This window comes from Enterococcus sp. AZ129 (genome assembly GCF_051714505.1).
GTDB lineage: Bacteria > Bacillota > Bacilli > Lactobacillales > Enterococcaceae > Enterococcus > Enterococcus faecalis.
Genome location: NZ_JBIORY010000001.1, coordinates 2,353,527 through 2,378,732 on the forward strand (window position 1 = coordinate 2,353,527; position 25,206 = coordinate 2,378,732).

Annotated in this window: 28 protein-coding genes and 1 tRNA gene; 4 read left to right on the top strand and 25 right to left on the bottom strand. The window is 33.8% G+C overall.

Going from position 1 to position 25,206, the window contains the following annotated elements:
• Window positions 1-57: 57 nt before the first annotated feature.
• Together IGJ90_RS11475 and IGJ90_RS11480 are read right to left on the bottom strand one after the other, a co-directional pair.
• Window positions 58-1,503 (bottom strand): L,D-transpeptidase family protein, encoded by a 1,446-nt coding sequence (locus tag IGJ90_RS11475; protein ID WP_010817630.1) that lies wholly within the window; start codon window positions 1,501-1,503, stop codon window positions 58-60.
• 146 nt (window positions 1,504-1,649) lie between these two features.
• Window positions 1,650-2,513, bottom strand: coding sequence for an aminoglycoside 6-adenylyltransferase (locus tag IGJ90_RS11480; protein ID WP_002367295.1), 864 nt, complete (start codon window positions 2,511-2,513; stop codon window positions 1,650-1,652).
• A 121-nt stretch (window positions 2,514-2,634) separates the two neighbouring features.
• On the opposite strand from IGJ90_RS11480, the gene IGJ90_RS11485 reads away from it, so the two are divergent.
• Both IGJ90_RS11485 and IGJ90_RS11490 read left to right on the top strand, forming a co-directional pair.
• Window positions 2,635-3,216: a YdcF family protein gene (locus IGJ90_RS11485; protein WP_002362357.1), complete on the top strand. Its 582-nt coding sequence runs from the start codon at window positions 2,635-2,637 to the stop codon at window positions 3,214-3,216.
• 157 nt (window positions 3,217-3,373) lie between these two features.
• On the top strand, window positions 3,374-4,318 hold the full coding sequence (locus IGJ90_RS11490) for an endo-beta-N-acetylglucosaminidase (RefSeq protein ID WP_002392342.1): 945 nt from the start codon (window positions 3,374-3,376) through the stop codon (window positions 4,316-4,318).
• Window positions 4,319-4,597: 279 nt separating this feature from the next.
• On the opposite strand, the gene IGJ90_RS11495 is transcribed toward IGJ90_RS11490, so the two are convergent.
• Window positions 4,598-5,428 carry a DUF6287 domain-containing protein gene (locus IGJ90_RS11495; RefSeq protein WP_263307683.1) on the bottom strand — a complete coding sequence of 277 codons (831 nt, stop codon included), beginning with the start codon at window positions 5,426-5,428 and terminating at the stop codon, window positions 4,598-4,600.
• Between the two features lie 498 nt (window positions 5,429-5,926).
• On the opposite strand from IGJ90_RS11495, the gene IGJ90_RS11500 reads away from it, so the two are divergent.
• Window positions 5,927-6,856 carry a hypothetical protein gene (locus IGJ90_RS11500; RefSeq protein ID WP_016632605.1) on the top strand — a complete coding sequence of 310 codons (930 nt, stop codon included), beginning with the start codon at window positions 5,927-5,929 and terminating at the stop codon, window positions 6,854-6,856.
• Window positions 6,857-6,922: 66 nt separating this feature from the next.
• Complete coding sequence (locus IGJ90_RS11505) at window positions 6,923-7,174, top strand: hypothetical protein (RefSeq protein ID WP_002363390.1); 252 nt, start codon at window positions 6,923-6,925, stop codon at window positions 7,172-7,174.
• Window positions 7,175-7,192: 18 nt separating this feature from the next.
• Here IGJ90_RS11505 and IGJ90_RS11510 read toward each other — a convergent pair whose 3' ends face one another.
• From IGJ90_RS11510 to IGJ90_RS11615, 22 genes are all read right to left on the bottom strand, one after another.
• Window positions 7,193-7,444 carry a hypothetical protein gene (locus IGJ90_RS11510; protein ID WP_002403783.1) on the bottom strand — a complete coding sequence of 84 codons (252 nt, stop codon included), beginning with the start codon at window positions 7,442-7,444 and terminating at the stop codon, window positions 7,193-7,195.
• 123 nt (window positions 7,445-7,567) lie between these two features.
• Window positions 7,568-8,818 carry a Fic family protein gene (locus tag IGJ90_RS11515; RefSeq protein WP_438768140.1) on the bottom strand — a complete coding sequence of 417 codons (1,251 nt, stop codon included), beginning with the start codon at window positions 8,816-8,818 and terminating at the stop codon, window positions 7,568-7,570.
• 451 nt (window positions 8,819-9,269) lie between these two features.
• Window positions 9,270-9,343: transfer RNA gene (locus tag IGJ90_RS11520), tRNA-Ile, on the bottom strand.
• A gap of 437 nt (window positions 9,344-9,780) precedes the next feature.
• Window positions 9,781-10,614 carry a peptidoglycan recognition protein family protein gene (locus IGJ90_RS11525; RefSeq protein WP_438768142.1) on the bottom strand — a complete coding sequence of 278 codons (834 nt, stop codon included), beginning with the start codon at window positions 10,612-10,614 and terminating at the stop codon, window positions 9,781-9,783.
• Window positions 10,598-11,002: a phage holin family protein gene (locus IGJ90_RS11530; protein ID WP_010710709.1), complete on the bottom strand. Its 405-nt coding sequence runs from the start codon at window positions 11,000-11,002 to the stop codon at window positions 10,598-10,600. Before IGJ90_RS11530 ends, IGJ90_RS11525 begins: the two co-directional genes overlap by 17 nt.
• Window positions 11,003-11,031: 29 nt before the next feature.
• Window positions 11,032-11,172, bottom strand: a complete 141-nt coding sequence (locus tag IGJ90_RS11535) for an XkdX family protein (RefSeq protein ID WP_438768144.1) — start codon at window positions 11,170-11,172, stop codon at window positions 11,032-11,034.
• The gene (locus IGJ90_RS11540) at window positions 11,172-11,606 is read right to left on the bottom strand and encodes a hypothetical protein (RefSeq protein ID WP_016632599.1); all 435 of its coding nucleotides are present in this window, start codon (window positions 11,604-11,606) and stop codon (window positions 11,172-11,174) included. Before IGJ90_RS11540 ends, IGJ90_RS11535 begins: the two co-directional genes overlap by 1 nt.
• Before the next feature lie 16 nt (window positions 11,607-11,622).
• Window positions 11,623-13,095: a BppU family phage baseplate upper protein gene (locus IGJ90_RS11545; protein WP_438768146.1), complete on the bottom strand. Its 1,473-nt coding sequence runs from the start codon at window positions 13,093-13,095 to the stop codon at window positions 11,623-11,625.
• Window positions 13,088-15,355 (bottom strand): phage tail spike protein, encoded by a 2,268-nt coding sequence (locus IGJ90_RS11550; RefSeq protein WP_438768148.1) that lies wholly within the window; start codon window positions 15,353-15,355, stop codon window positions 13,088-13,090. Before IGJ90_RS11550 ends, IGJ90_RS11545 begins: the two co-directional genes overlap by 8 nt.
• Window positions 15,352-16,053 carry a phage tail protein gene (locus IGJ90_RS11555; protein ID WP_195805037.1) on the bottom strand — a complete coding sequence of 234 codons (702 nt, stop codon included), beginning with the start codon at window positions 16,051-16,053 and terminating at the stop codon, window positions 15,352-15,354. Before IGJ90_RS11555 ends, IGJ90_RS11550 begins: the two co-directional genes overlap by 4 nt.
• A 56-nt stretch (window positions 16,054-16,109) precedes the next feature.
• Window positions 16,110-20,087: a phage tail protein gene (locus IGJ90_RS11560; RefSeq protein ID WP_438768150.1), complete on the bottom strand. Its 3,978-nt coding sequence runs from the start codon at window positions 20,085-20,087 to the stop codon at window positions 16,110-16,112.
• Entirely contained in the window at window positions 20,080-20,658 is a 579-nt protein-coding gene (locus IGJ90_RS11565; RefSeq protein ID WP_016632594.1) for a Gp15 family bacteriophage protein, read from the bottom strand. The genes IGJ90_RS11560 and IGJ90_RS11565 overlap by 8 nt, the downstream gene beginning before the upstream one ends.
• A gap of 8 nt (window positions 20,659-20,666) precedes the next feature.
• Entirely contained in the window at window positions 20,667-21,104 is a 438-nt protein-coding gene (locus IGJ90_RS11570) for a hypothetical protein (RefSeq protein ID WP_016632593.1), read from the bottom strand.
• A gap of 88 nt (window positions 21,105-21,192) precedes the next feature.
• Window positions 21,193-21,672, bottom strand: coding sequence for a phage tail tube protein (locus IGJ90_RS11575; RefSeq protein WP_070363852.1), 480 nt, complete (start codon window positions 21,670-21,672; stop codon window positions 21,193-21,195).
• 1 nt (window position 21,673) lies between these two features.
• Window positions 21,674-22,072: a minor capsid protein gene (locus tag IGJ90_RS11580; protein ID WP_016632591.1), complete on the bottom strand. Its 399-nt coding sequence runs from the start codon at window positions 22,070-22,072 to the stop codon at window positions 21,674-21,676.
• On the bottom strand, window positions 22,072-22,419 hold the full coding sequence (locus IGJ90_RS11585) for a minor capsid protein (RefSeq protein ID WP_016632590.1): 348 nt from the start codon (window positions 22,417-22,419) through the stop codon (window positions 22,072-22,074). The genes IGJ90_RS11580 and IGJ90_RS11585 overlap by 1 nt, the downstream gene beginning before the upstream one ends.
• Complete coding sequence (locus IGJ90_RS11590) at window positions 22,419-22,760, bottom strand: putative minor capsid protein (RefSeq protein ID WP_016632589.1); 342 nt, start codon at window positions 22,758-22,760, stop codon at window positions 22,419-22,421. The genes IGJ90_RS11585 and IGJ90_RS11590 overlap by 1 nt, the downstream gene beginning before the upstream one ends.
• On the bottom strand, window positions 22,754-23,146 hold the full coding sequence (locus IGJ90_RS11595) for a hypothetical protein (RefSeq protein WP_033918994.1): 393 nt from the start codon (window positions 23,144-23,146) through the stop codon (window positions 22,754-22,756). The genes IGJ90_RS11590 and IGJ90_RS11595 overlap by 7 nt, the downstream gene beginning before the upstream one ends.
• The gene (locus IGJ90_RS11600; RefSeq protein WP_016632587.1) at window positions 23,139-23,255 is read right to left on the bottom strand and encodes a HeH/LEM domain-containing protein; all 117 of its coding nucleotides are present in this window, start codon (window positions 23,253-23,255) and stop codon (window positions 23,139-23,141) included. Before IGJ90_RS11600 ends, IGJ90_RS11595 begins: the two co-directional genes overlap by 8 nt.
• Window positions 23,256-23,287: 32 nt before the next feature.
• A complete protein-coding gene (locus IGJ90_RS11605; RefSeq protein WP_438768152.1) occupies window positions 23,288-24,283 on the bottom strand; it encodes a major capsid protein in 996 nt (331 codons plus the stop codon).
• Window positions 24,283-24,876, bottom strand: a complete 594-nt coding sequence (locus IGJ90_RS11610; RefSeq protein ID WP_438768154.1) for a phage scaffolding protein — start codon at window positions 24,874-24,876, stop codon at window positions 24,283-24,285. Before IGJ90_RS11610 ends, IGJ90_RS11605 begins: the two co-directional genes overlap by 1 nt.
• Before the next feature lie 95 nt (window positions 24,877-24,971).
• The gene (locus IGJ90_RS11615) at window positions 24,972-25,193 is read right to left on the bottom strand and encodes a hypothetical protein (protein ID WP_438768156.1); all 222 of its coding nucleotides are present in this window, start codon (window positions 25,191-25,193) and stop codon (window positions 24,972-24,974) included.
• Window positions 25,194-25,206 lie beyond the last annotated feature (13 nt).

Sequence of the window (25,206 nt, forward strand, 5' to 3'; positions counted from 1 at the left end):
ACTAAAACAGCACCAAAAAGACTGCTCATTTGCCCTTTTGGTGCTGTAAATAATCATTTATACTTCTTCGCCGTAATCTACAGGTTTATCAAATTCACCTGGTGCATCATCATAGATATGTCCGTAAATAATTACCGGCATTCCGTCATAGGATACGTCAAAGATTTTTGAAACTTCTGTTCCTGGCGTATTGATACAGCCATTACTACCAGCATCGGTTTTAAAGGCTTCTTTATCGCCATACTTATCCAATTTATGGTCGGAGTCATGAATCCCGATTTGTGTGACAACGCCCCCTTGACTTAATAACGGCATCCAATATTTTACTGGCACACTGTATCGAGAACCATCGAGCATTTGACCTTCTAAATTCACATCGGTTGTCCGATATAAAATTGTATGGAATCCTGGTACTGTTGCAGTTCCTTTGTTATATCTGCCAGTAATGACATCTGTGGTGACTATTTTTTTGCCATCAATGAAACAATACATTTTTTGATCTTTCAAATCAATTTCAATGTAATTATTGGCAATTTTACTATTTTCTTTGGTATCGCCAACCAACGGAGCAGTGATTGCATTCGTTTGTTCTTGGCTATTCAGCGCGTTTACTAGTAGTTCTTGCGTTTTGGCCCCATCAATCGACCAGCCATAACTTCCGTTGTTTTTAAAACGACGTGTCGTGCCGTGAACATCCGTAAATAAAACTGGTTGATTAGCAGAACCATATGTTGTTTCTAATTGTGTCACCCAAGTAGTTAGTTTTTCTTTGTTGATTGTACCATCATCATTCAGCACGTTTTGAATTTGTGTTTTATCAAAGGCTACTTTTTCACCATTAATATCAACTGTAATTGTTTTATTTAACTTGTTATTGAGCGTTGTCAATGTTGCCTTTAACGTTTGATCCTCTTTTGTAATTTCAGGGGCTTTATAAAAATCTTTGGCATTGTATTGATAGTTGCCTTTTCCCGCTTCAACATCCGCAATAATCTGCTGATTTAAGCGCTGTGTGTCCACTACTGTGCCTTGTTCTTCAGGAACAATTTCAAAAGTGCCATTGCCTCGACGGATACTCGCATTTTTGCTTGGTTTCCCCTCTGGAAAACTCAAAGTTGCTAATTTGGCTTCTAGTTCTTTTTTGAATGCCTCGTTTAACGGTAGCTTCACCTTGCTACTGTGTAAATGGTCTTTTAAAAATTTTTGATCCAATTGGTATTTTTTAGGAAGTTGAATTTTTTCTTCTTTTGCCCCAGTTTGAACCACAACTTCTTCGGTTTGATTAACTTGCGCTAATTTTTCTTCTGCAGCATTTACATTTAACCAGCCTACAGAAACTCCATTTACTTTTGTGGTTGGTAAAAAGTGACTTTGAAAATAAACATAGCTGCCCCCAGCAACCAGAGCTAGTCCAACCAAAGAAGTAATAATTACTTTCTTTTTATTATTTTTTCCTGATTTTTGACGACGTGTATTACGCATTTGCATTTCTTCTTTTTTCATTTGTTCATCCTTTATATCAATAATTTTAGGTTTATTTCTTAGAATCTAGGCAACAAACAACTGCGGTGATCTACAATCAAAAAAACTTCCCTTTCTCTCGCAGATTAATTTTTTCAATTATACACTATTTTTACGTTGTTTTCAGCTTATTTTCCTTGTAAATCCTTTAATCTTAAAGAATTTGTATACTCTGTGACTTTTTTTGCTTCTTGTAAATGATACGTAAACTGGGCCATTTTAGCAAAATCCTGAGCGACGACGTCAAAAAAGGCTTGTGTCTTTATTAAGCTGTTCCAACAAGCTTCTTTACTAGAAAAATCCAGCAACGATGCTAATTGATCCATCGTGTCAGGAGTGACATAATTTTTCAGATACTTAAATTGTTTCCCAACAGAAATTGGCTCTGGTTCCTGCCAAGCCGCTTGCCAAGAAAGTAAGCGCAACAGTTCCTGCTGACAATATTCATAGAGATGTGTGACAGCGTAAAATAGTTCATTCCGACAAAGCCCCTTAACTACATACGTACTAACCCACCAAAATTCATTGCAACAATCGTTAAATTGCTGCTGATCCGGAACTGTTACTGTATAATTTTTATCAGATGCTACAGGTAAAGGTGGCAAATTTTCATCTTTGTCTAACAAGATAATTGCTAAAGAATCTCCTTCATGCCAATTGTCTTTTTCTGCGAGAGGACACAATGTTAAATCGATACGTTGGCCATCTTCAAATAACATTAAAAATGTTTCCCGCGTCTTCGGTTCTGTGGGAAATAAGGTCATTTCCTTGGGACGTTGCATAATTAATGGTTGACCAAATTTTGCTGTCCACGTTGCTGTTTCAAAAAACTCAGCACATGGTTCTACAATATAAACAATGTCGAAATCTTGAAAACTATCTTTTGGCGCTTTCACATTCGTGCGAGACCCCACCATTCCCACAGCTCGAATGTGTTCTTCTTGTTTTGCTACATCCATAATAAGTTGAAACATTTCTTCTTCTGTACGCATTCACTCGCTCCCTCTCTTCAAAAGTTTCTATTAAAACATAGATTTTTTTATAAGTCTTTTGTTTTCTATCGCTTTTTCTATGGTACTTCGTATACACTAACATTACAAGGAGGGATGTTTCATGCATTGGTTAAAAATAACAAGTTTATCCATTGTCAGTTTTGGCTTTTGTATTCTTTTGATTTTAGGTCTACTTATTTTTACTGGCAAAAATACGCAACCCACCGATAAACCAGATGCTATTTTAATTTTAGGAGCCCGTGTTTTAGGGACGTCTAAAGAAACCGCACTGCCCAGCCGTGTTTTGCAAGCTCGGTTAGATGTGGCTATCCCCTATATTAAAAAACACCCCGAGACACCCGTTATTGTTAGCGGAGGGCAAGGAGCAGATGAGCCGGCTACGGAAGCCGCGGTTATGAAACAATACTTGCTAAATAAAGGTGTTCCAGAAAAACAGATTCTCTTAGAAAATCGTGCCACACGCACCAAAGAAAATATTGTCAATTCACAAAAACTCCTTTCTTTTAAACGGCTAGTGATTGTTACTAGTGACTTTCACATGTACCGCTCGCAACTTTTAGCCAAGCGAGCAGGCATCTCAAATGTTTCAGGCATCACTGCGGCTTCTTCTTTTCCAAAAGATATCAAAAATTTTGGTCGAGAGCTGCTTTCTTTAGGCTATGCCTTACTCTTTGATTGGTAAAAGAGAGTCCTTCGCAAGACCATTTTGCGAAGGACGCTTTTATATTCTGTGGATTTGCTCACTTTTGTTCTCTTCTTCTTGTGTTTAAATTATAAAAATGATAACATATCTTTGTTAGCGCTTACAAATAATATTTATTTTATAGGAGGAGAAAGTTATGGGGCATCAATTGAGCACTCATTTTTTTAACAAGAAAACAGGGATTATTTCAACTTTTTTAAGTTTGATACTTTTAGTCGGTGGGTTACTGTTTGCACTACCTGCATTTGAAGTACAAGCAGCATCAACTGTTACACCTAAAACAGTCATGTATGTAGAAGTAAATAACCACGATTTTAACAATGTGGGAAAATATACTTTAGCTGGAACCAATCAACCTGCTTTTGATATGGGGATTATTTTTGCAGCCAATATTAATTATGACACGGTCAATAAAAAACCTTACTTATATCTAAATGAACGGGTCCAACAAACTTTAAACGAAGCTGAAACACAAATTCGTCCAGTTCAAGCACGCGGCACTAAAGTCCTATTGTCTATTTTAGGCAACCATGAAGGTGCTGGCTTTGCTAATTTCCCAACTTACGAAAGTGCGGATGCCTTTGCAGCTCAATTAGAACAAGTCGTTAATACGTATCATTTAGATGGTATTGATTTTGATGATGAGTATGCTGAATACGGAAAAAATGGGACGTCTCAACCAAATAATTCTTCGTTCATTTGGTTACTTCAAGCCTTAAGAAATCGCTTAGGCAATGATAAATTAATTACTTTTTATAATATTGGACCAGCGGCTGCGAACTCTTCAGCTAATCCTCAAATGAGTTCTTTAATTGATTATGCTTGGAACCCTTATTATAGTACCTGGAATCCACCACAAATTGCAGGTATGCCTGCTTCTCGTTTAGGTGCTTCTGCCGTTGAAGTTGGTGTCAATCAAAATCTAGCTGCGCAATATGCCAAACGTACAAAAGCGGAGCAATATGGTATTTATCTAATGTATAACCTCCCAGGAAAGGATTCATCTGCGTATATCTCGGCGGCGACACAAGAACTTTATGGTCGAAAAACGAACTATTCACCAACTGTTCCAACACCTTAATTATTATCTCGTGTCTACAAGCGCCAACATGTAAAGAGTTAAAAGCCAGCTTACTACAAGCTGGCTTTTTGGTATCTTGAGCGAATCGTTTTACACAAAAAAAGACCCGCCCTTTGGGTAAGGACGGGAAAGGAGTTAAAAATGAAAAAGTGTTTTGTGTTGTTAAGGTTGTTTGTTGATATGCTTATATCTTACAAACTAAATGTGAAGATTTTGTGATCATTTCATTCTTATTTTGCTACTTTTATAGGAATTAAATAGATTGCCACGAGACTATCTTTAGTTGCCTCGTGCATCCGTTATTCTGACTGCTCCTTGTGGTGATACTCTGTAAAAACCGACAGTTCCTGTCCCTCCATTTGCAACCATCTGTTTCGATTGGGCTCTAAAAAAGAAGTCATTTCCATTCATACCAAAAAATCCAAGGTTCGTATCATCATTTTCTGCATCAGTCAATGTACTTCTGATACATGCCTCTGCTTGTTCTTGGTTCTCGATGATTTTTGCCTCTTCATTTTGGTCTTGAATTTCCTCTTCAGAAGAACGATAGTAATACTCTTCCGCAGGATAATTTCCACTATCTTGAGTAATTAACAATCGCGGTTTCGTCTTATCCGATTGGTCGCCGTTAGGATTTTCAACACCAATTTTATATAATAATAACGCAGCACCAGTAGGCCCCCACCTAATACTTAAGCTTGTAATTGGTCGCGACTCATCAGTAGGTAAATCCTTCGTAATCATTCCTCCGGTATTTGTACTACCATCAGGATGAATGATCAACCTATCCCCTTTACCATTTTTCCATGTTCCAGCTAAAGTAGTAAAATCGCCAGCATTAATCGCTGTAGTGTCTAAATCAGCTGTGGTTAGCTGACTGTTGTTTTCATCAGCTGCAGACTCTTCACTTTTCACTGATTCGTTAGACTCGATACTGCTACTCGCTTGTTCGTTTGTCTTATCAATTGTTTCACTCGTTTTTTCATTCGTCTCTTCAACTTTAGAGGATGCCTCCGTTGAAGCGGTTACTTTCTTTTCTTTTGGTTCCCGACAAGCAGTTAATGATAAAACCGCTAGCCCGAAAAAAAACGCTAGCATTCCCTTTTTCACGCCTATTCACCCCGTTCAATGATCTATCTTACTAGACTATTGTACTATTAATTCAACTGTTTAGACAAATATTTATGGAACAGACAAAAGTTGAACCTGTCATTGAATGCTTTGTGTCACATGGACTTATCAATCAACTTTCTTTTTTCTATATATTATATGAAAAAAAGTGAGCCATCAGTCAAAATGACCGATGGCTCACTTTCTAAATCTTAAAACAAACGAACAAATGGATTATTCAGGTAAATCTACATTATGATGAACTTTTTACATTGCTTTTTCACAGTATTCTACAACCATTTAAAAAGAATACAAATTCAGAACTTTTACATCATTTTTGACTCACATAATTTTACAACCTTTTAGAATATTTGCCCCTTTTTTGCCCCTCGAATGAATATTTATCTTTTCAATTGAAGGTTAAAAAAAATCCATTTACAATCATTTACAGATATTTTATTATTTATTTACACTTAATATCTGAAAGGATAGGTATATATGAAATGTGAAAATTGTGGAGCAGAAGTACATGGAACAATTTGTGAATACTGTAAAAGCAAAATTTCTAAAGAACCACATTCTATCAATATTACAAACAATTACTATAATACAGCTGACAAAAATAGTGTGTCAACACAAGAAAACATACACGAGAAAACTACAACTAAACAAAATTCTAAAAAGAAAATTTGGTTATGGATACTTGGATGGCTTTTTATCTTCCCACTTCCTCTTACTATACTATTAATAAGAAAAAAAGATATGCAGCCAACTGTTAAATATGGACTTATTGCTTTTATTTGGATCTTTGTTTTTGCTATTGGTTTTTTAGGGGAAAATAATAATAAAACTTATTCAAAATTACCTGATATCATAGAAACAACAACCACTACACAAGAAAAGGAACAAAAGAAAAATAAAGAAAATACAAAAAAAGAAGATTCTTCAAAAGAACCTAAGACTAATTCGACTACTAACAACTCTACAGAAACAAACGTTGAAACTGTTTACGCAGAAGATAAAGTAGTCAACAAATTCATTTCTGAATTTAATGAAAAATCACCATTTAAAATCACTAATATAAGTAAAGGCAATATTAGGACTAAATATCATGGAAATGCTAATGGTTGTTACGTAGAAATGTTGAACGCTAACGATAATTATGCAAAAATATTTTCACTTTCAATAAACAATAATACTGATGCTAATGATAATCAAGCCATGTTTGAACTTTTTAAAATCGCAGTTCAAGTATTAGATTCGTCTATATCGGATAATACAATAGATGAAACCTTAACATATTTCAAAGACAAAAATATTTTGATTGAAAACTACAAGCTTGGCAATACTCTTTCTATAGACTACATTCCTATAAAAGAAAACTTGTCTCACGGAAGAATCGATATATCAGCATCTAGTTATAAATAGTTTGTTTTTAAAATCAAATTATTGCTATTTGTTGTAACATAACAAGTCATGAAGGAGTTGATTTCTATGAAACCAAATTATGTAGGAACAATTCATAAAATTAAGGTATTAACTACTTATCCAGAAATGTTAGTTCGCTTTTCTTTGCAAACTCAAAAAGAGACTATCAACTGCATTATTTCTAAAAAAGAATTAGCAGATGAATTACTCATGTTACCTGATGGCACAGAGCTTGCTGTTTATGGTAGGTATAATCAAAAACGGCAACTAGTTGTAGTGAAAATGTGTGTGCGGAAAATACAAAAAACTATTCCTTAAAAGGAATAGTTTTTATTTTTACATATATTGTTCTACATGTTCAATTTCTTTTTGTAATTCTTTTTCATCGTACTTATCATACTTACCAGCTTCGTGTGCAATCTTTTTAATTTCATGCATGGCTCTTTTCTCAACAAGCCATTTTTTCATACTATGTTTTTTTGCATCTTCATTTAGAGAATCTAATTCTTCTAAATTTGAATCCAGTTTGTTCAAAACATCTGCAATTTTTACTAATGCTTTTGCTTCTTTTTCTTCATAGTTTGACATAATAGATAACACTCCTTAAGTATTTGATACTTTAAGTCTACTCCTCTATTATTTTATTTGCAAATAAATATATATGGATCATACAGGACTCGAACCTGTGAGCTAAAATAAACACTACTATTATCATGATATCAGGTTATTTATATGATTAATAAACCTATTTGATAGTTTATGAGCCTTTGGGTTTCGCTGAGTTTGCACTATATATTCTTCCTCGAGTAAATATTTTAAAGCTGTATTTAATCTTTTCCTCCCCACAGAACACACTTCTGCTAAATCAATGTCAGTAATTTTATTATTAGTGTGTGAAAACAAATAATCTTGAGATAAAACAAATAGAATACTAGATTGAAGTTCATTTAAACTCAATGTATCTAAATATGATGCTATAGCATCAAACGAGGATTTACCTACTCTCAAATTATCTATAATATTTTCTTGTCCTTTCACAAGTAAACCAAACATTTCAATGATAAATATGGTTAATTCGCCATGATTTCTAGGATTTGATGCCTCCGAAAATGCTGTTCCATATACTCCTTTTTGTTTTTTTATAGAACTACTAAAACTAATAGCTGAAAGGAAATCTAACTTTCTTGATAGATAGGAACAAGCAATAAATCTTCCTAACCTTCCATTTCCATCATAAAATGGATGTATATACTCTAAATAATAATGTGATACTACGCACTTTTCTAAAGATGGCACATCATGTTTATTCATAAATTCAACAAGCTTTTCTAGTTCAGAAATGATATATACTTCTGCATTTTTAGAATTGCCAATTCCTTGATGTACTCGTTTACCATTTTTTTCGATATAAACCTTGTCATTTCTAAAAAAATTCCCATCAGGTAAATTCTTTTTTTCAATTTCATCCTCAAGTAATATATCATAAATTTTTCTAATATCTTCAACATTTTTTATATCACTATATTCACTATCTCTAAATTTCATATATAATTTAACCAAACCGTTGAACCGTTTGTTATTAGTAATATTTTTTTCCGCTTCTTCAATTGCTTCACTTATTTCTTTACGTGTACTTTGTACCCCTTCTATATCATTGGTTGCTTTTATTTCCTCTAATAAATTGTTGATAAATACTTTTTTCTGAGCAATAGGTGGCAAACTATGCAAAAGGTTCCCTATTTCCTTTGAATTTTCATATAACTTTTCTCTAAGAAAACTAATTTCTTTCGTTGGTAAATAAAACAATTGAAATTTTTTATCAAACTGCTTTTGTTCTCTGAAAAATGGATGAATTTCAAATGGAAGTTTAATTCCAATAGGATTGTTTACTCTAGCTTCCACTTCTGCATTGTATTCAACTTGATTACCATAGCTATATTTCCTTAGATAAGTATATGTCATCTTTACACCTCTTTTTTGGAATGTATTTTGACAAATTATACCAAAAGGACAAATACAAAGCAACATATTTTACAATATCTGTTTTTTGAGTTCAATATTTTTATGTAAAAAGATGCCGCCTAATTGGGGAAAGGCGGCAAGAGGTAGTAATAAAATGAAAAATAGCTTAGTCGTCAAAATCTAACTCTCTTTCAAATACAATATCATCATCAAAGTCTAAAACATCGGTTACAAAATTTACAAAGAAACATACTCCTAAAATGCTCAAAGCAAGGAAAGGAAAAAGTACTTTCTTATTCTTTATTATCCCATAAATTAAAACCGCAAGCGCTAGAATAAAGAATAGAATTGTAAAAAGTAAGCTCAAAGTACCACCACCTTTTAAAATACTTATCTCTAATTAGATAAAAATAATTTTACATTTTCAACTATTGTAAATCAACCTTTTTTATGGACCATACAGGACTCGAACCTGTGACCGAACGGTTATGAGCCGTTTGCTCTAACCAGCTGAGCTAATGGTCCAAGTAAGAACCACCTTATTGGGGATAAAATAGTTCTTACTGGTTATAGCTTGATATATAATAATTTTACTTTACTGATTTTCAATTTTCAACAAAAAAACGACCGTCTTATTGAGAAAAGACGGTCTGCGTGAAAAAATAAGAGTTTAAATATGTATCAATATTTTACAATATCTGTTTTTTGAGTTCAATAATTTTTATGTAAAAAGTTACCGCCTCGTTTGGGAAAGGCGGCAAGAGGTAGTAATAAAATGAAAAATAAAACTGTTTGGTAAATACATTTTACCGCTTTCTTTTTTGAATTTCAACAAAAAAATGCACCTATCTTAGGACTTGGAAAAGATAGGTGCACCCTTCTTTTACTCTCATAAAAGAAGGTCAAATATGGAAATATCAAAAGGTAACTATATTTTAAATCAGATGTTTTTAAATTTCAAGCTATTTTACAACTGGACAAACAGTCTCTAAACGTTTGTACCATGGTGCGTTTTTAGGCCATTTATCTTTACCAAAAAACGGTATTTCTTTTCCGTTGTTCTCTCTGTATACTGTTTTTATCACTTCTGCTTCATCGCCATGATATAAACGTCGGCAATTCACTCCATTACAGAAGAATGTAGCCCAGTGATCCCCGTTATCTTCTAATTTTCCTGTTTTACTATTAATTGGTCGTTGATATAAACAAAACATCGTTGCTTCTCTCCCTTTTATTGTATTTTGATTGTTATTACTTGAGTTGCTATTGTTTTCGTTTTGATTTCCCATATATTTTTTTATTTGGCTAATAAAATAGTCTTTTACTGCGTTTGTTTCTTTTCCGTGCAATTCCCACGAACGATGAGGACATGCTGTAGGAACAAATTCTTTGTGCAATCTTACAGTATCTCTATTAGGTTGCATTCCCCAAAACTTCATATCTTCGGCTACTTGCTTAAATGTCATTTGCTCATTCGCTAAGAAGTCTGCATCGCTAGCGCCCATCGATTGACAAACCTCATAACCAACATAGTTCAAATTTCCATCTGAATTTGCTGTATGCCAAGCTGCGTTGAATGTATCTTCTACACGTGCAATTGTATTTCGATCAATATAATAATGAGCAAAACCATTCGCTAATTGCGTAGGAGACATTACAGCTAAAGCATTAACATATTGCGCAGCAGTCGCATAAATACTTCCTGCATCATTATGAATGACAACGCCTTTTGGTGTTGCGTTGGGGCGTCTACCAGCAATTCCTCCACAAACAGATTGATTAATTACCTGTACCATCTTTCGGTTCACCTCCTTTATCATTTTCATCTTTTAATTTGCTTAGATGATTTTTAACCCAAGAAGGTAACGGAACACCTAGCTGCCCTAAGTTTTCTGTAATCGAAAGACCATAAACAGCAATGTAAAATAAAACAAAACCATCAGCAATAGATGAGAATCCCATTATTTTTAAATATGGATAGGTCACTATAACTAAACATACAACAAGTAAATGTTTAATTAATCCAGGTAATCCCTTTGTACTATTTCCTTCTTCCCTGTAGATTCCCTTACAAATACCTGTTGCAATATCTCCTAACACAATCCAAACAAACACTTGGATAAAGCCGTTTGAAATTAAATTTTTAAATTCTGCTATTAACGCTTGATTATCAATAATCACCATGTCTTCCACCTTCCAATAATAAAAACCGCTTAGACTTTGCTAAACGGTTTTCCTGTCATTTTTGTAAATTCATCTTCTGTTATACAAAGTGGTACAAATTCTGCAACTTGTTCATCTGTAAAGCAGCCCCAATCATACATCATTTTAATATCATCAAATGTAAATAACATTATTGAACACTTCCTTTCGATTCATTACTAAGTTCTCTGATTTCCTTATCATGAGCAGCAATCATAAGCATTGCTTTTGAATTTAATTTAGCTAAACTGTCAGATTTTGCTTTCAATTCTGCATTTTCTTTTTGAAGATTCATTGTTGATAACATTAACTTCCCGTTTAATTGCGCTAAATCATTTGCCTTAACCTTAATCTCTTCATTTTCTTTTTCTAAATTTGAATAAAGGCTACTAAGATTATCTAAGTTTTCCCTATCCAGTTGGTTCATAATTTCTTTCCAACGTCCCTCACTAGGAATAAAAAATTGTTGATTTAATTCAACATCTTCTAATGGGGGAATATCTGTAAATGGAACTTGAACTAAGAAATCATCTGGAACCTCTAATTCTGACCCTCCAGTTCGCCCGAATTGCCATATCGTTTTCATTTGGAGTCCTCCTTAATTATTTTTTTGTTACATTTAAACTATTTTCAGGAAATGGATCATTTGTATGCCAACTACCATGCACATAATGATTCCCTTTTCTATCACTACCAAATCGAATACCTTTCGAACCATATTCATACAATGCTCCATAATTTCCTTGAGGGAAAGTGTATTGGTTTACTGTCAATGGAACATTCCAGAACCCCTCTCTTAATGATGGATCTAATTTAAAGCCCTCTGGAATAAGAAATATCGGTACAAATGCTGTTTTTAATTTAGTTACATCAGCTATATTTACACGTATATACGCATCTACTTTATCTCCCTTACGAACTAAAAGAATATTGGTTTCTGCTCCAAAAGCACTTTTATATGCAGCTTCTACTTCATCAAGCCCTGTTTTTTTGTAAATATACGTGTCTTCTTTTAAAGCAACTTCTTTTCCGTTTACTAAAGGAATCTCTGAAAATTCTTTAATACCATCAATATGTTGAGGTTCGGTTAAATTCACAACATTCGTTGTAAACGCTACTTCTTTCCAATCAGTCCAATTTGAAGGAATACCACCAAATTGACGAATAAGGACAGTCCTTTCTGTTTGAAACAGCTGTCTGACTCCCCCAGGATCTTTATTAACAATCAAGCTACCAGAATTAGGTAAAGGTTTATTTTCAACTCCTGTAGCTGGAATCGAATAGATTCCTGGTTCTTTAGCATTATTTAAGTCTGTTATTTCAATATTTTTTCTAACAAACAATCCATTTTCTGTTGCTGTTTTATTTACAAACCTAGAATCTGCTTCATCTTTTGTATAAAAATCTGCAGCATGTAATTCTTCCAAGGCTTGATTCATTGCTTCTGTGACAGTTCTTCCAATAGTAGTGATAGAAGTTTCTGCATTTTCTGCAATTTGAGAAATACGTTTTTCTGTATTAGCAATAGTTTCACTAATTTGGGCTTTTAATTTAGTTATTTCAATAGTTATTTCTTCTATTCTTGCAACAACTACATCATAATCAGAATTTATCTTTTTTAACGCATCTTGATACGCTTTATTTAACTTTTCAACTAATCGATTGTATTCTGTAATAATTGTTTCAGCTTCTGGAGCATCAATATCAGCATTCCCTTGTACAATTATTTTAAAGCCACTTGTCGTGTCTCTTTTTCCACTTTTTTGAAATGAGAAATACGCTCTTTCATATGTTCCTTCCACACTAAATGCTTTGCTTGGAAACGTATAATCGAATGTCCCTTTTCTTAATCCTTCCGTTGTCGAACTAATATTATCAGAGTCAAATACTTTTACTTTTCCCCCAGCTGGCTCACCTTCAAAAGTAAGAACTCCACCTGTTAAATTAGCTACTTCATCGCCTCGAGTAATATTTATAGTGATTGTTTGTAGTCCATCATCACCCACTCGACCATAAACGATTGGCGGTAATATAGGATCTTTCAAAAAATCTAAGTTCAATACTTTATTAGCCATCATTTATCACCTTTTCTAATTCAGTAATTCTTTTTTCTTGCGATTCAACTAACTCAATTAATTGCTTGTTCGTCAAACTGTTTAACATAATTTGTTTATTAACATCAATACTTAAATAATTATCAAAATCACTCTCAATAGCTAAAAAAGGTGAATATTGAGCAATCAATCCTAATTCTCGTTTTGATGAAGGTTGCTTATTTATATCTTTTGTTCGATATTTTTGTTTTCGATCAAATTCTACAAAATTTAGTTTTTTTGTTTCTTCTATACCATCAATTTTTGTCTCTTCAATATTTTCTTTTAGACGAATATCTGATTGGTTTAAAATAGAATAACCATTCATATTCAAATTAGAATAAAATCCTAAATTTACATTGTTATATACCGTAAACTTATCTGAAACTCCTGCATTTTTTAAATTAGCATTTTTGATTTCGCCTGAACCTCCTACATAACTTCCTCCCATTATTAAATTAGATATGTGGGCTCCTGCTGATGAGGCCGCTATTTTACGTATATAAATTCCATTTGTATTTTCTTGTACAGCTATACATCCTATATTTCCTACATTAACATTCATTGCTAATTCTTCTTTACCTGTCTTTACATCTCTTCCTCGACCAAGATACCCTAGCGTTGTTGTCGTATTTTCTTTATTAATACTTACGCCATCGCTATCTAAATCCATAACAGCTACGCCTTTTGAATCATAAAGAGTAAATCTTACGCCTGAAACAGCAGACCTTAATACATTATTATAATAGGTTTTGATTGTACCATCTCTTAAAATTATTTTGCTATAACCATTAGAATTAGTAATTACTCCACCATCAATTGTTGAACCTGTAATAGCAACACCGATAATATTTATTGCTCGAAGTGTTCCTGTAGTCATTCTGTCTGCAACCATTGCACCATTATTAGTCATTGCTAAACCGTATGAACCATTGTACCCAGTAGAACTAAAACCTAAGCCTCCCACATTCCAACGCCAAACCTTTTTAGCTGTTTTAATGTCTGTAGTATCCATAATTAAAAACTCTTGAGGATCAGCCAAAGAAGGATAAATAACAACATGTCCTTTTCCTGGATTTTTAATTATATCTGTAGCTTCTTGTTGTGCTTGTTCTAACCAATTGATTTTATTAGTGACTTGTTTAATCTCTTCTTTTGATTCTTCTATTACTTTAGCAAAATCCGTTCTACTCTCTCCTAATTCAATTGATTCATAACGATCAAGAGAAACGTTCCACACTGTTTTTACAATTTGAGCAGTAGTATTAATTTTTAACTGATTAAAAGTAATCGTTACCCAATCACATAGATCAATTTCTTCTAAATTTTTTAATTGAGTATCCATTACCGAACTTGCTAAATCGACATAACTTGCTTTAATACTTACTTTTGGTACACCGACTTTATTTGATTTAATATAACTTTTAACCATACTTCTTAAAGTAGTAACGTCTTTTGGTTCTTTATCACTAAAATCCACCATCTGGATACGACGCTCTGTATAGTTATTTACATAATCGCTATCAATATAGATTTCAGGTAATGTTAAAATTTCCTCATCATCGCCTGTTCCTATTTTGGCCCAGCCATAAATTGAAGTATAGGTATTTTCTATAGACTCTTCTTGTGTAATATCGGTTAAATTTTTGCCATAAGCAATAACGATATTGGTTTTTTTGCCAGCTTCAACTAATAATTTGACTTGATTATTATCAAATAAATATTCTCCACCAAAATTATCTAAAATTGAACCAGCAACACCTCCAAGCGCTTCTTGAGCATTTTTAAATTTTGAAGGATCGGTAAAATCAATTGATGATTTGGTACCCACATCACTAAAAAAAGAAAAATCTCCTTTTGGCTGCATTCTTTCTTTCAAATAATTTAAAGCAGTTTGAGCAGGAATATTTTCATGTTTTATCCCTATTGTCACAATAGAACGCAATAATTTATAACGATAATGTTCACAATAAACAGTAACTATTCCATTTTTTGGTTTAGTGATTTGAGCAATTTCAAATTTTTGTTTTCTGGCCACAATCGTCGGTCCAGCATTAGCTGTAACCCATCGACCTACTTTTAATTCATTGAATAACTTACCATTTACTGGATATTCAAAGGTCAAATCATAAATACCATTCTTTTCTCTAGTTACTAGTGGATTAATCGCTTCTGTTAAAGGTCCTAATCCTAAAGAATTCCAATCGTTATTTTTCTTTTCATATAAAACTATAGTACTCATACCGCTAATGTCCTCCAATTCGGTATAATTTTAAAACTATCAATATAGCTGTAATTAATCTGATTTTGGCCTGGTTGTAATGTGATTGGATTATAACCATCATCGTTTAAAAAACAATATTTTGTAACGTTTATCCCGTTTTCTTTGTAAGCAATACCATGCTCACAATCTAAAACAACTTTTCCTACACCAACCTCTTTAGCAATTCTAAATTGCTGACCATTAATATAAATATTACTATCTTGTGTACTACTTGTTTTATTGAAACTAATTATGGGCAAACTTGAAAAAGCTTCTGGATTCGTAATAATTCCATTGTTTGAAACAACTCTTTCTTTGTTTCCATCCAATCGAAAAACAAAGGGCTGACATTTAAACGAAAAATCAATATCTACCCATTCTCTATGCTTATCTCGAGCGGTTATTTGGCTATATCCTAAAGCTTGATAGTAATATTCTCCTTGTTCGCTAAAAATTAATGGCGAATAGGATTTATCTAAATATAGCCATGCAACTATATTTCTAAGTTGCATGGCTATGGTTGTATCTTTTTCTTTATAAATGCGAACAGGGAAAACTTTTTCAATATCTTTTCGTTTTCCCTTATCATAAATGACATCATAATCAAGACCGTCAACTTCTATAAAGTCTAAAGAAGTTTCAGGAATAACAAATTCTAACTCATTTCTTATTCGCATTCGAAATTCATTTGATTTTCTTCCTCTAAATTGAAAGTGAGGATAATTGGTTAAATCTATTTCAAACGCCCCCTTGTTTGTCGCTCCGTAAGTATTGCTAACCGTTCTGATGTCTCTTCAATAGATTTATCTGACGAAAGGTCTGCTTTTTCAATATTAAAATGAAATACTGGTCGATAAGATTGCGATTGATTCGTTGTATTATTAACAATTTGAGAACCAACTGATGCCATCCCTATTTTTGAAGTGCCTAAAGCTATCTCAGGAGTCACATTTGGCATTAAACCAGTTATTAATTTATCCATAGCAGAGTATGCATTATTGGCATCTTTTTCAATACCAACAGCAATCCCTTGAGAAATATAACGACCTACGTTATCTCGGAACAAACGAGATGGTGAGTGAATTTCCGCTTTTGCTCTAGCAGCTCGGTCAGCTTGCTCTACAAGAGCATTCGCTGCTCTTGTCACTTCTCCTAACGAAGCATACATTCCTTCTGCTAAACCATAACCAATCATCAATCCAATATTTCTCATACCATTTATATTAGACATTCCAGCCGTTAGTACAGCTTGCATTAAAGAAATCATTGCACTAGAACCCATCGGGATAGCGTTAAGTATTCCTTGTGCAATATTTTGTGCGGTTTGTTGCCCGATGATTCTTCCTTGATTTTTCATCTTATTTCCAGAAGTAATAAGAATATTTACAATGCTTAACATGGAGGTTTGAATTTGAGCTCTCATTGCATTAAATGATGTAACTACTATTTTTGTACTACTTGCCATGCTTTTAATTTGTGCATTAGAACCAGCTACCATATTACTAATTTGATTTTTTGTAACATTTGCACTTGAAGATACTCTCATTAACCCAGAAGAAACACCACTAAGAGCGTTTTTTACAGAATCAGAAACTTTAGTTAATGAGCCAAAAGAATTGCTTACATTATTCAAAGTAGCTGAAATAGTCATCACTTTAGCATTAAATGAAGTAATCATCGTCTGAATCGTCATCAATGTAGTTCCTATTGACATCGCTCTTGAAACAAATAAATTAAAGCTAGCACTGGCCATATTTAAGGTTGGTGGAATTGTCATTAATTGTGCTCTGAAAGTTGTTATATGGATATTTGCTCCAGATAAACCAGCTAAGCCCATAACAGCTCGTGAAGCAAAACTAGCAAAGCTACTGGCTACTTCGTTCATTTTAATTGGTAAATTACCAATACTATTTGAAAACACGGTCAAAATATTAGGTAGCATTTGCAAAGCAACAGTGGCTGTCTGACCAGCTGTGGCAATCATCATTAAGCCTGTTCCAGCTTGTTGTAAGCCTGGTCCAGCTGTGGCAATACCAGAAGCAGTTATTGCTGCTAATCCTGTTGCAGTTGCTGCTAATGTAGCACCTAAATCTCCCAATTTTAAATCAACAAGAATTTTGATCCCTTGTGCCATTTGTTTAACGCCTTTTCCAGCGTTTAAAGCAGCATTTCCAATAGAATCAAAAATACCTGCTATTCCATCTAAAATATTTTTAACAGTGTCTCCAAAACTTTTTACAACGTTTGAAGCACCATCAAAAACTTTTTTTACATTATCTCCAAAAGTATTAATTACATTTCCTGCTTCAGTTAATATATTGCTAATTTGTGTTCCTAATTCCTTGATAAGATTAGTAATAGAATCGACAATAGGTTTAATTTCTTGAATTAAAGTTTGAAAAGCTTCTACTATCTTACCAAGTATTGGTGCTATTGCTTCAACCATTTTTGTAATTTCTGGAACAATTGGTGTTATCGCTTGGATAATTTGGCTAATTGCATTACCAACAATTGGCACAAGCTGTAAAAACGCATCCGCAAGAATTTGGATAATTGGTGTAATGGCTGTTACAATTTGAGAGATTGCTGAACCAAGTGCTGATATTACAGGTGGTAATGCACTAATAACGGTTGAAATCGCTGTTCCTAATGCTGTAATTGCTGGAGCAGTTGCTCCTATAGCAGTTCCTACAGCTTCTATTGCTGGCGACATTGCGCCAATTGCAACTCCGACGGCAACCACTAAAGGTGCTAAGCCAGAAAGAGCACTTGTAATTATTGGCAGAACACTAGATACTGTTACTATCGCTTGTGCAAATGCTCCTATAATCGTTGTAGCTACCATTGAAAAAGCTGTTCCTATAGCATTGATTATTGTTGCAACGCCTTCTCCCTGCGTAGCTAGTAACGTTAATGCGGAAATGATTATTCCTATTCCTGCACTAATACTAATTGCTGCTACTCCAACAGAAGCGCCAAGTGCTAAAATATTTGCAGGTCCTGCCAATCTCATAGCTTGACCTATCCCCTTAAACGTTGCCGCCAAACCAGCCCCAATACCTTTCGCAGCAGTTGCTACTCCAGTAAGTGCTGTTTTTATTCCTGTTCCAATACCTGTTGCACTTGCTTTAATTGCATTTCCAGATGATTTTACGATGTTAGATAATCCGCTAAAAATTTGTGCAATTGTACTTTTTGAACGACTAATGCTTTTTTCTGCTCCAGTCATTCCTGTTTCAACGTTTTTTCTAAAAGCGTTAAACGGATTGAATGATTGAATAAAATCTAACCCTTTCATACCAGTTTTAACAGCTGAAAAACCGACAACTGTTCCCACTAAAACATTTGTAAATGCTTGAATAATTTTAGGATCTAATTTTGATATAAATTCCGCTACAACTTGAACTCCTCGAGCAATGACACTTATAACATTTCCTATCGCTGTTCCTAGCGTTGACCAAATGGAGGCGTCTCCGACTGAATCTGTTATTTTTTTTAACGTATTACTAACACTTTCAATTGCATTTTTTACATTTTGGATTGCTCCTGTTTCGCCTAGTGCTGTCATAAATTTCTTTACAATATTTGCACTAGCGGTAATAACACTATTCAAAGCAATAAAAGCTTTGCTGATTGTAGAAACCCAAGCAGTTGGTCCTCCCGAAACGTTAGAAAAAACCGCCATTACTGATTGTATCGCTTCTTTTACATTTTTAATTGCTTTAGAGGCGACTTCTACAACTGTGTCTATCGGTTTCGATAAGTCTTTACCTGTAAGCTCACTCAAGCCTTTTTTTAAGTGATCTACAGCTAATTTAGTAAAAGTTGAAAATAATTCAGGTAATCCTTGCAAAATTCTTTTTACCATAGGAATAAAATTACCGAAAAGAAATGTTGAAGTAGTTGTGGCTAAATCATTTAATTCATCTTTTATATCTTCGCCAATTGCCAACTTTCCTAAAACATTTTGCATTGCTGCTTTCATTGAAGCAAACGAACCGCTCATTGTAGTTGCTGCTTCTTTAGCTGTAGTACCAGTAATTCCTAAACTTTCTTGCACTGCATGAATCGCTTTGACCGTATCTGCAAAATCGCCAACCGTATAATGTTCCCCAGTTAATTTTTCTGCATCTTTCATCAAACGTTCCATTTCAGACTTCGTACCGCCATAACCTAATTTTAGATTATCTAACATAGCGTAGTTTCCACGAGCAAGTGATTGATATGTTTGTGTAATCATTTCCATATCAGTACCCATTTTATTAGCGTTATCTGACATATCGATCATAGCAGTATTAGCTAATTCGGCTGCTTTTTTTGTGTCGCCACCAAGGCTACCAATCAAGCTTGCTGAAAATGAGGTTACGTTTTCCATATACTTATTTGCTGAAACTCCTGCAGTTTTAAAAGCTTGATTTGCATAATTTTTAACAATATCTGCATTTTCTTTAAATAGTGTTTCAACACCACCAATGGACTGTTCAAGCTTTGCTCCTTCAGAAATTGCACTAGAAAATGAGGTTTTTATCGCATTTATAGAAGCCGTAATTGCTGCCGAAGCAACTTTCAAAAGTCCCATTGACACAACTAAATTCTTAATTGAAATACCTGCACGACCGCCTACATCTGTCAATTGATTCAGTCGATTATTTAATGAGGCTACACCTTTACCATCTACTTCTACATCAATTTCAACTCTTCCATCACTCATCTTCTTCACCTACCTTTTCATCTGGCAATGCATATTTTTTTTGGAGCTTTTTCATTCGACTTTTCTCTCTGGCGGATTCGCCTTTTTGAGGTTCCCAAGTACGAATTTGTATAATTTTTGCCAAAATAGTATCATCTGGCAAACTTTCCAATAATGCTTGAAATTCTTCCCATGACATTTTTCCTTGTTCGTCAAATAAATTAATCCCTATTTGACGAAAAGAAGCATAAATATATTTTGCATCATGTGTTAAATCAATAACTTTCTTTCCTTTTTTTATTGGTAAAGGATTCCCTAAACGATCAGTTGCTCTATCTACCTCTTCATTTAGATAGATATACTTTTTAAGAATGAAATTAAAAAGTAAGAACTGTTGTTCTATCGTTCCTTCAAATTCTTTTTCAAAGTCACATATCAACAGTTCTAAACTCATATTCATTTTTTCTTCTGGAAACAAATTTTCATCCGATAATATATCAAAAACATCTAAAACATTATCAAAAGATAGATCAAGCGGATATTCTTTGCCTTCAAATTCAACTGTAGTGACCAACGGATCATTTAACCGCATCTAATCACCTATTTCTTTTTCTTGTTTTTCAAGGCTTTCTTTTTCAATAAATCAGCTTTCTTTTTAGAAACAGCATCTTGTCGTTTAGCAGATTCATTAGCTATTTTTTCCGCAACTTCAAATTCTAAAGTTTCGAATAAATCTAATAATTGTTCTATATCAGTATATTTTTCATAAATTTCTTTGAAAGCTCCCTCTCCCAATAGGGCATCATACTTAACAGTCGCTAGTTCTTCGGACAATTCAACAATTAACAACGTATCTTCTTTTGTTGGTTGATCAATATTTTTAATTGATTTTAGTTTTTCTTCGCATTCTTTTACTTTTGCTTCGTATTCTTCCTGTGCATCAAAAAAACGTGTCAATTCTTCAACTGTTGTTCCAAAGAAAAATTCTAATTCACCGATTTTAATTGGAAAACCTCTTTTTTCTATTTGAAATTCCATCAATCTTTCTCCTCTTGTTTTTTAGATTTTTTTGAAGTAGCTTTCGCCCCATCGTCAGATTGAGAAGCAAGCTTCTCAACTGACGGGGCTAACCTTTTGGGGTAACTGTTGGCAAGGTGTCAAATGTAATTTTGCAACTAAATTCTTCATACTCTGTAGCATCTCCAGCACCAGCTACAATATCTGTAACTGTTGCTCGACCAATCACTGTATCACCGTTTGTTTGAACAATTTTGTGCCAAACCTTGCGTTCTTCTCCTAATTTATATTTTTTTGATGCAATCAATTTTTGTGCTTTATCTTCAGGATCATAAAATCCTTCTGGACTATATGAACCAGCCACAGAGGTTACAGTTGTTTCTGGTGTACCGTCTCCATCGTAAAAGCCAGTGTCATCTGTTTCTTCATCCGTATCATCACCAATTGAGCTAATATATTTTGCTAATGGTAACCACGTTTCTGCTTCTTTAGCTGGAGCAGTTTCTTCCCCTGGTGTATATTCAGCAATATAATGTTCTCTCAAGGCATTTTTCTTACGTGCAAAATATTGTAAATCCATTTTAATCATGTTATTTTTCCTCCTTAAATGTGGTTAATTTTGCTTGAAAATCCAATAAAAAAACGAACCAACCTTGCTCATCAGCTTCACTAATGTAAGGTCTGTTCGTGATAGTTAATTTATTAAACTCAAACGATTTATTTTGACTAGTTAATTCTTCAATATCTTCTAAAACATCCGACAAAAGCCACAATGTTTGTTCAATTTTATTGCCGTCTTTTGATTTCATGGCAATTTCATAATTTAATAGTTCGTCTTTGATTCCGTCATAGTATTCCGTTTCAACCTTACCACCAGGCAATGGATAAATAACTAAGCTTTCCACTGCCGAAAGATAACCTTTTCGAATATTTAACGGTAAATCAGGTATCTGATTTATTTTTTTATTTAAGCAATCCAGAAAATCCATTATTTAATTCCTGCTCCTCTCAAAAAAGCTCGTTTCCAATCCGCACCGTGAATAGAATTGGCTTTCAAATCCCATCGTTTTCCTGTACCTGGCGTCGAATACTTCTTGAATATCGCTTTTCCATTTGTACCATAAAACTGTGCTTTTGCATAAGGAGTATCATAAATAATTTTTGAGGCTTCACTATTTAAATGAGCACTACCTCTTAAAATGCCTCCACCTGAACTTCTAGGAACATACGGATTCATGTCAGCCATTGCTTGATTACCTAGAGCATACCTTCCTCGCTTCATAGCTTGTGGGCTTACTTTAGCTCTAATACCAGTAAGATCAACTTTAACCCCCATCAAATCACCTCTAATTCATAAGAATAAACAGTGTTTGAATAAGCCTCTGAAATTTTCTCAATTTTAGTGATAACGTGTTCTTTGCCATCATAAATAACTAATGATTGTTCTTTAAATTCAGGCAAAGGGGTTGTCAAATCCTTATAACAGAAAATCACTGCATGATAGAGTAATTGTTTTCCACTTGAAGAAAAAGTGTACTGACTTCCTCGATCAATGCGACAATTTTCTATAATTGCATATTCTCCGTAAATAGGTTTATTATAATCCCCTTCTCCTAAATATTCTCGATAAATAAAAGAATCTACTAAAAAATCAATTGGTGGTTTTGACATTAACATGATAAAACACCTCGATATAGAAGCCCTGTGCTTTCAAGATAAATATAGACATCTTCAGCTACTAACGGTTTATCTTTTCCATTTTCTGTAGATTTGTTAGAAATACTCGTTCGTCCAGCAGAAAAGCTTTGCGGAGTTTTATTCAAACTTTCACTGCTATCTCCGCCAACTTCATAAAAATAAACAATTTGTGCACATAAAGCTAATTTAAATTTTTTAACTCTAAATTCAATTGGATCATTTTCTATTGAATGCACTTGATAAAAATTATTTGTAATATTATCTAAAACCGAAGCTGCTTTTTTGTAATATCGATCGAACAAATCAACGACTACTTCCCTACCTGTTAATTCTGTGAATTCTTCAAAAGTTAGATAGCTAGTCATTACTTTGACCTTCCTTTTTTAACAATTCAATCAAATCTTCTTTTTTATCTGAGGATTTATACGGAATATTTTTTTGTTCTAGGATATTTTTTAATTCAGAAACTTTCATCGATGAGTAAGTAACCCCATCTGTTGATGGGGTTACCCTTTTGGGGCAGAAGATAGCAAATGTTGAATACCAATAATTCCAATTTGTTTATCTTCATAGACTTTTTCCCAGTTATTAGGTTTGGCTAAATCTTTATTAGTAGGTGTAATTTCTCCTGATTCTCTATCAGTATTTGTAAATTTAACGCCATAAGGGTGCATCGTAAACGCTCGTCTAGTGTAAACTTCATCATTTCCTTTATTTGCTACCCGAGCAGTTTCAAAAGTAGTTAATTTAGCTGGATTACCCGTATTGCGACCAATAGAACCAGTTGAAAATAGGTAAGTAGTGTAGACTTTTGAATCTCCTGAACCTGTTGAAGGAACATTATCATCAATAACTACTCGATAACCTAAATAAGTAGGAATGTTTACTTCCCCACGAGCATCTGGAATAAAAGCAATTAAGTTTTGTTTTTGCAAAGTAGTATATACAGCTGAATGCATAACAATCATACTTAATCTACCTGCTGAATCGCCTAATAACTGTTTCGCATCTAATACTAAATCTCCTGAAATTCCTTCTGTTGGTTTTGATAATAGGTGCGAGTCATGCAATGCTCCACCATCTGCAAATAAGCCGTTTAAAACAGAAATAAGCACACTTTGTTCTCGACGCATCCACCAAGAAGCAATTTTACTCATCAAAGCACCTAATGGATCATCGCCTGAAATAACAGCCGATAATTCGTTAACTGACCAACCACGCCCACGATACATAACTGCTGCAATATCTGCACTTGCTGTAATCTTACCAGTAGATAATGCTTTTTCTCCGTCGCCTAAAGTTTCGTCCTCGCCGTCTAAATCATTCCAGAATGGCATATTAACCAACAGACCACCTGATGTAATATTAGCTGATACGCTAGGATCTGATACTGCTACTCCAGATTGAATAAGCGCTGATTTTTCTTCAGTAAAGTTATTCATATAAGTGTTAAATACTTCTGGTGTTACCACATCTAATAATTTTGTAATTTCGGTTGTCATTATTTATTCTCTCCTTTGGTTAAAAAATTAGTTAAATTAAAGTTTTTAGATTTCATTTGTTGTCCTAATGACCCAGAAACTTCTTCGGTTGCAGATGGATTCCCGCCTACAAAAATTCGTGGAACAGAAGGCGTATTTTCCTTTTCTTGAAACAAGAAATTTTTATTTTCTTTTAACGCATCTAGCTGTTCTTTCAATCCTTCTAAACCTTCATCTGTCACTTTTATTGCTTCTTTGTCTAACAGCTGTAATACAATATCTTCATCACGAGCATTAACCTCTTTTAAAGCTAACTTAATTGCAAAATCTTTTTGTTGTTCAGCAAGCTTTTCTTGCGCATCTTTTTCAGCTTCATTAAATTTGTTCTGTAAATCAGTTAATTGTTTCGTTAGTTCTTCATTGCCTTTAGCTGATTCTTTCAATGCGTCTAATTCGATTTGATTCGAATCAAGTTGCTCTTTAAATCGGTCACGCTCTTGTTCTGCTGTAGCAAGTTTGCTGTTTAATTCAGTAACCGTTTGGCCATGTAATCCCATCACTGAATTAATTTGTTCATCTGTCAATCCAAGTTCTTTTAATTGTTCTCGCTTCATTTTTATCTTCCTTTCGTTGTTTAACGAGGCTACGCCCTCGATGGAGTGAACAGTTTAACGCCGTATTCAGGGCAAAATAAAAAGTTTAACGATTGTTAAACTTCTAATTCCGATATTAATTGTTGTTTAGCTATTTCCATCATACCAATAGCATTAGTTGACGTTGATTGTGTATAGAAAGTGCTAATAATTCCGTCTGGATTAATACCGACTACTACAATACTATCAGCCTTCTCAAAAAAATCCCTTGATCTATTCATGAACTCTGTATTTGTTACTCCGCGCTCTTTCTTTTGCTTTAATTCTAAAAAATTCATACCGATTCTCCTT

What these genes read in the sequence shown, in the direction of transcription:
- IGJ90_RS11540 (WP_016632599.1), bottom strand. Translation starts at nt 11,606, where the DNA reads ATGAAAACGATATGGCAATTCGGGCGAACTGGAGGGTCAGAATTAGAG.
- IGJ90_RS11600 (WP_016632587.1), bottom strand. Translation starts at nt 23,255, where the DNA reads ATGAAAGTTTCTGAATTAAAAAATATCCTAGAACAAAAAAATATTCCG.
- IGJ90_RS11565 (WP_016632594.1), bottom strand. Translation starts at nt 20,658, where the DNA reads ATGCGGTTAAATGATCCGTTGGTCACTACAGTTGAATTTGAAGGCAAA.
- IGJ90_RS11490 (WP_002392342.1), top strand. Translation starts at nt 3,374, where the DNA reads ATGGGGCATCAATTGAGCACTCATTTTTTTAACAAGAAAACAGGGATT.
- IGJ90_RS11535 (WP_438768144.1), bottom strand. Translation starts at nt 11,172, where the DNA reads ATGTTATTTACATTTGATGATATTAAAATGATGTATGATTGGGGCTGC.
- IGJ90_RS11570 (WP_016632593.1), bottom strand. Translation starts at nt 21,104, where the DNA reads ATGGAATTTCAAATAGAAAAAAGAGGTTTTCCAATTAAAATCGGTGAA.
- IGJ90_RS11605 (WP_438768152.1), bottom strand. Translation starts at nt 24,283, where the DNA reads ATGACAACCGAAATTACAAAATTATTAGATGTGGTAACACCAGAAGTA.
- IGJ90_RS11590 (WP_016632589.1), bottom strand. Translation starts at nt 22,760, where the DNA reads ATGTTAATGTCAAAACCACCAATTGATTTTTTAGTAGATTCTTTTATT.
- IGJ90_RS11530 (WP_010710709.1), bottom strand. Translation starts at nt 11,002, where the DNA reads ATGGTGATTATTGATAATCAAGCGTTAATAGCAGAATTTAAAAATTTA.
- IGJ90_RS11555 (WP_195805037.1), bottom strand. Translation starts at nt 16,053, where the DNA reads ATGCGAATAAGAAATGAGTTAGAATTTGTTATTCCTGAAACTTCTTTA.
- IGJ90_RS11485 (WP_002362357.1), top strand. Translation starts at nt 2,635, where the DNA reads ATGCATTGGTTAAAAATAACAAGTTTATCCATTGTCAGTTTTGGCTTT.
- IGJ90_RS11560 (WP_438768150.1), bottom strand. Translation starts at nt 20,087, where the DNA reads ATGAGTGATGGAAGAGTTGAAATTGATGTAGAAGTAGATGGTAAAGGT.
- IGJ90_RS11585 (WP_016632590.1), bottom strand. Translation starts at nt 22,419, where the DNA reads ATGGGGGTTAAAGTTGATCTTACTGGTATTAGAGCTAAAGTAAGCCCA.
- IGJ90_RS11595 (WP_033918994.1), bottom strand. Translation starts at nt 23,146, where the DNA reads ATGACTAGCTATCTAACTTTTGAAGAATTCACAGAATTAACAGGTAGG.
- IGJ90_RS11505 (WP_002363390.1), top strand. Translation starts at nt 6,923, where the DNA reads ATGAAACCAAATTATGTAGGAACAATTCATAAAATTAAGGTATTAACT.
- IGJ90_RS11475 (WP_010817630.1), bottom strand. Translation starts at nt 1,503, where the DNA reads ATGAAAAAAGAAGAAATGCAAATGCGTAATACACGTCGTCAAAAATCA.
- IGJ90_RS11550 (WP_438768148.1), bottom strand. Translation starts at nt 15,355, where the DNA reads ATGAGTACTATAGTTTTATATGAAAAGAAAAATAACGATTGGAATTCT.
- IGJ90_RS11615 (WP_438768156.1), bottom strand. Translation starts at nt 25,193, where the DNA reads ATGAATTTTTTAGAATTAAAGCAAAAGAAAGAGCGCGGAGTAACAAAT.
- IGJ90_RS11480 (WP_002367295.1), bottom strand. Translation starts at nt 2,513, where the DNA reads ATGCGTACAGAAGAAGAAATGTTTCAACTTATTATGGATGTAGCAAAA.
- IGJ90_RS11525 (WP_438768142.1), bottom strand. Translation starts at nt 10,614, where the DNA reads ATGGTACAGGTAATTAATCAATCTGTTTGTGGAGGAATTGCTGGTAGA.
- IGJ90_RS11545 (WP_438768146.1), bottom strand. Translation starts at nt 13,095, where the DNA reads ATGGCTAATAAAGTATTGAACTTAGATTTTTTGAAAGATCCTATATTA.
- IGJ90_RS11610 (WP_438768154.1), bottom strand. Translation starts at nt 24,876, where the DNA reads ATGAAGCGAGAACAATTAAAAGAACTTGGATTGACAGATGAACAAATT.
- IGJ90_RS11575 (WP_070363852.1), bottom strand. Translation starts at nt 21,672, where the DNA reads ATGATTAAAATGGATTTACAATATTTTGCACGTAAGAAAAATGCCTTG.
- IGJ90_RS11515 (WP_438768140.1), bottom strand. Translation starts at nt 8,818, where the DNA reads ATGACATATACTTATCTAAGGAAATATAGCTATGGTAATCAAGTTGAA.
- IGJ90_RS11510 (WP_002403783.1), bottom strand. Translation starts at nt 7,444, where the DNA reads ATGTCAAACTATGAAGAAAAAGAAGCAAAAGCATTAGTAAAAATTGCA.
- IGJ90_RS11580 (WP_016632591.1), bottom strand. Translation starts at nt 22,072, where the DNA reads ATGGATTTTCTGGATTGCTTAAATAAAAAAATAAATCAGATACCTGAT.
- IGJ90_RS11500 (WP_016632605.1), top strand. Translation starts at nt 5,927, where the DNA reads ATGAAATGTGAAAATTGTGGAGCAGAAGTACATGGAACAATTTGTGAA.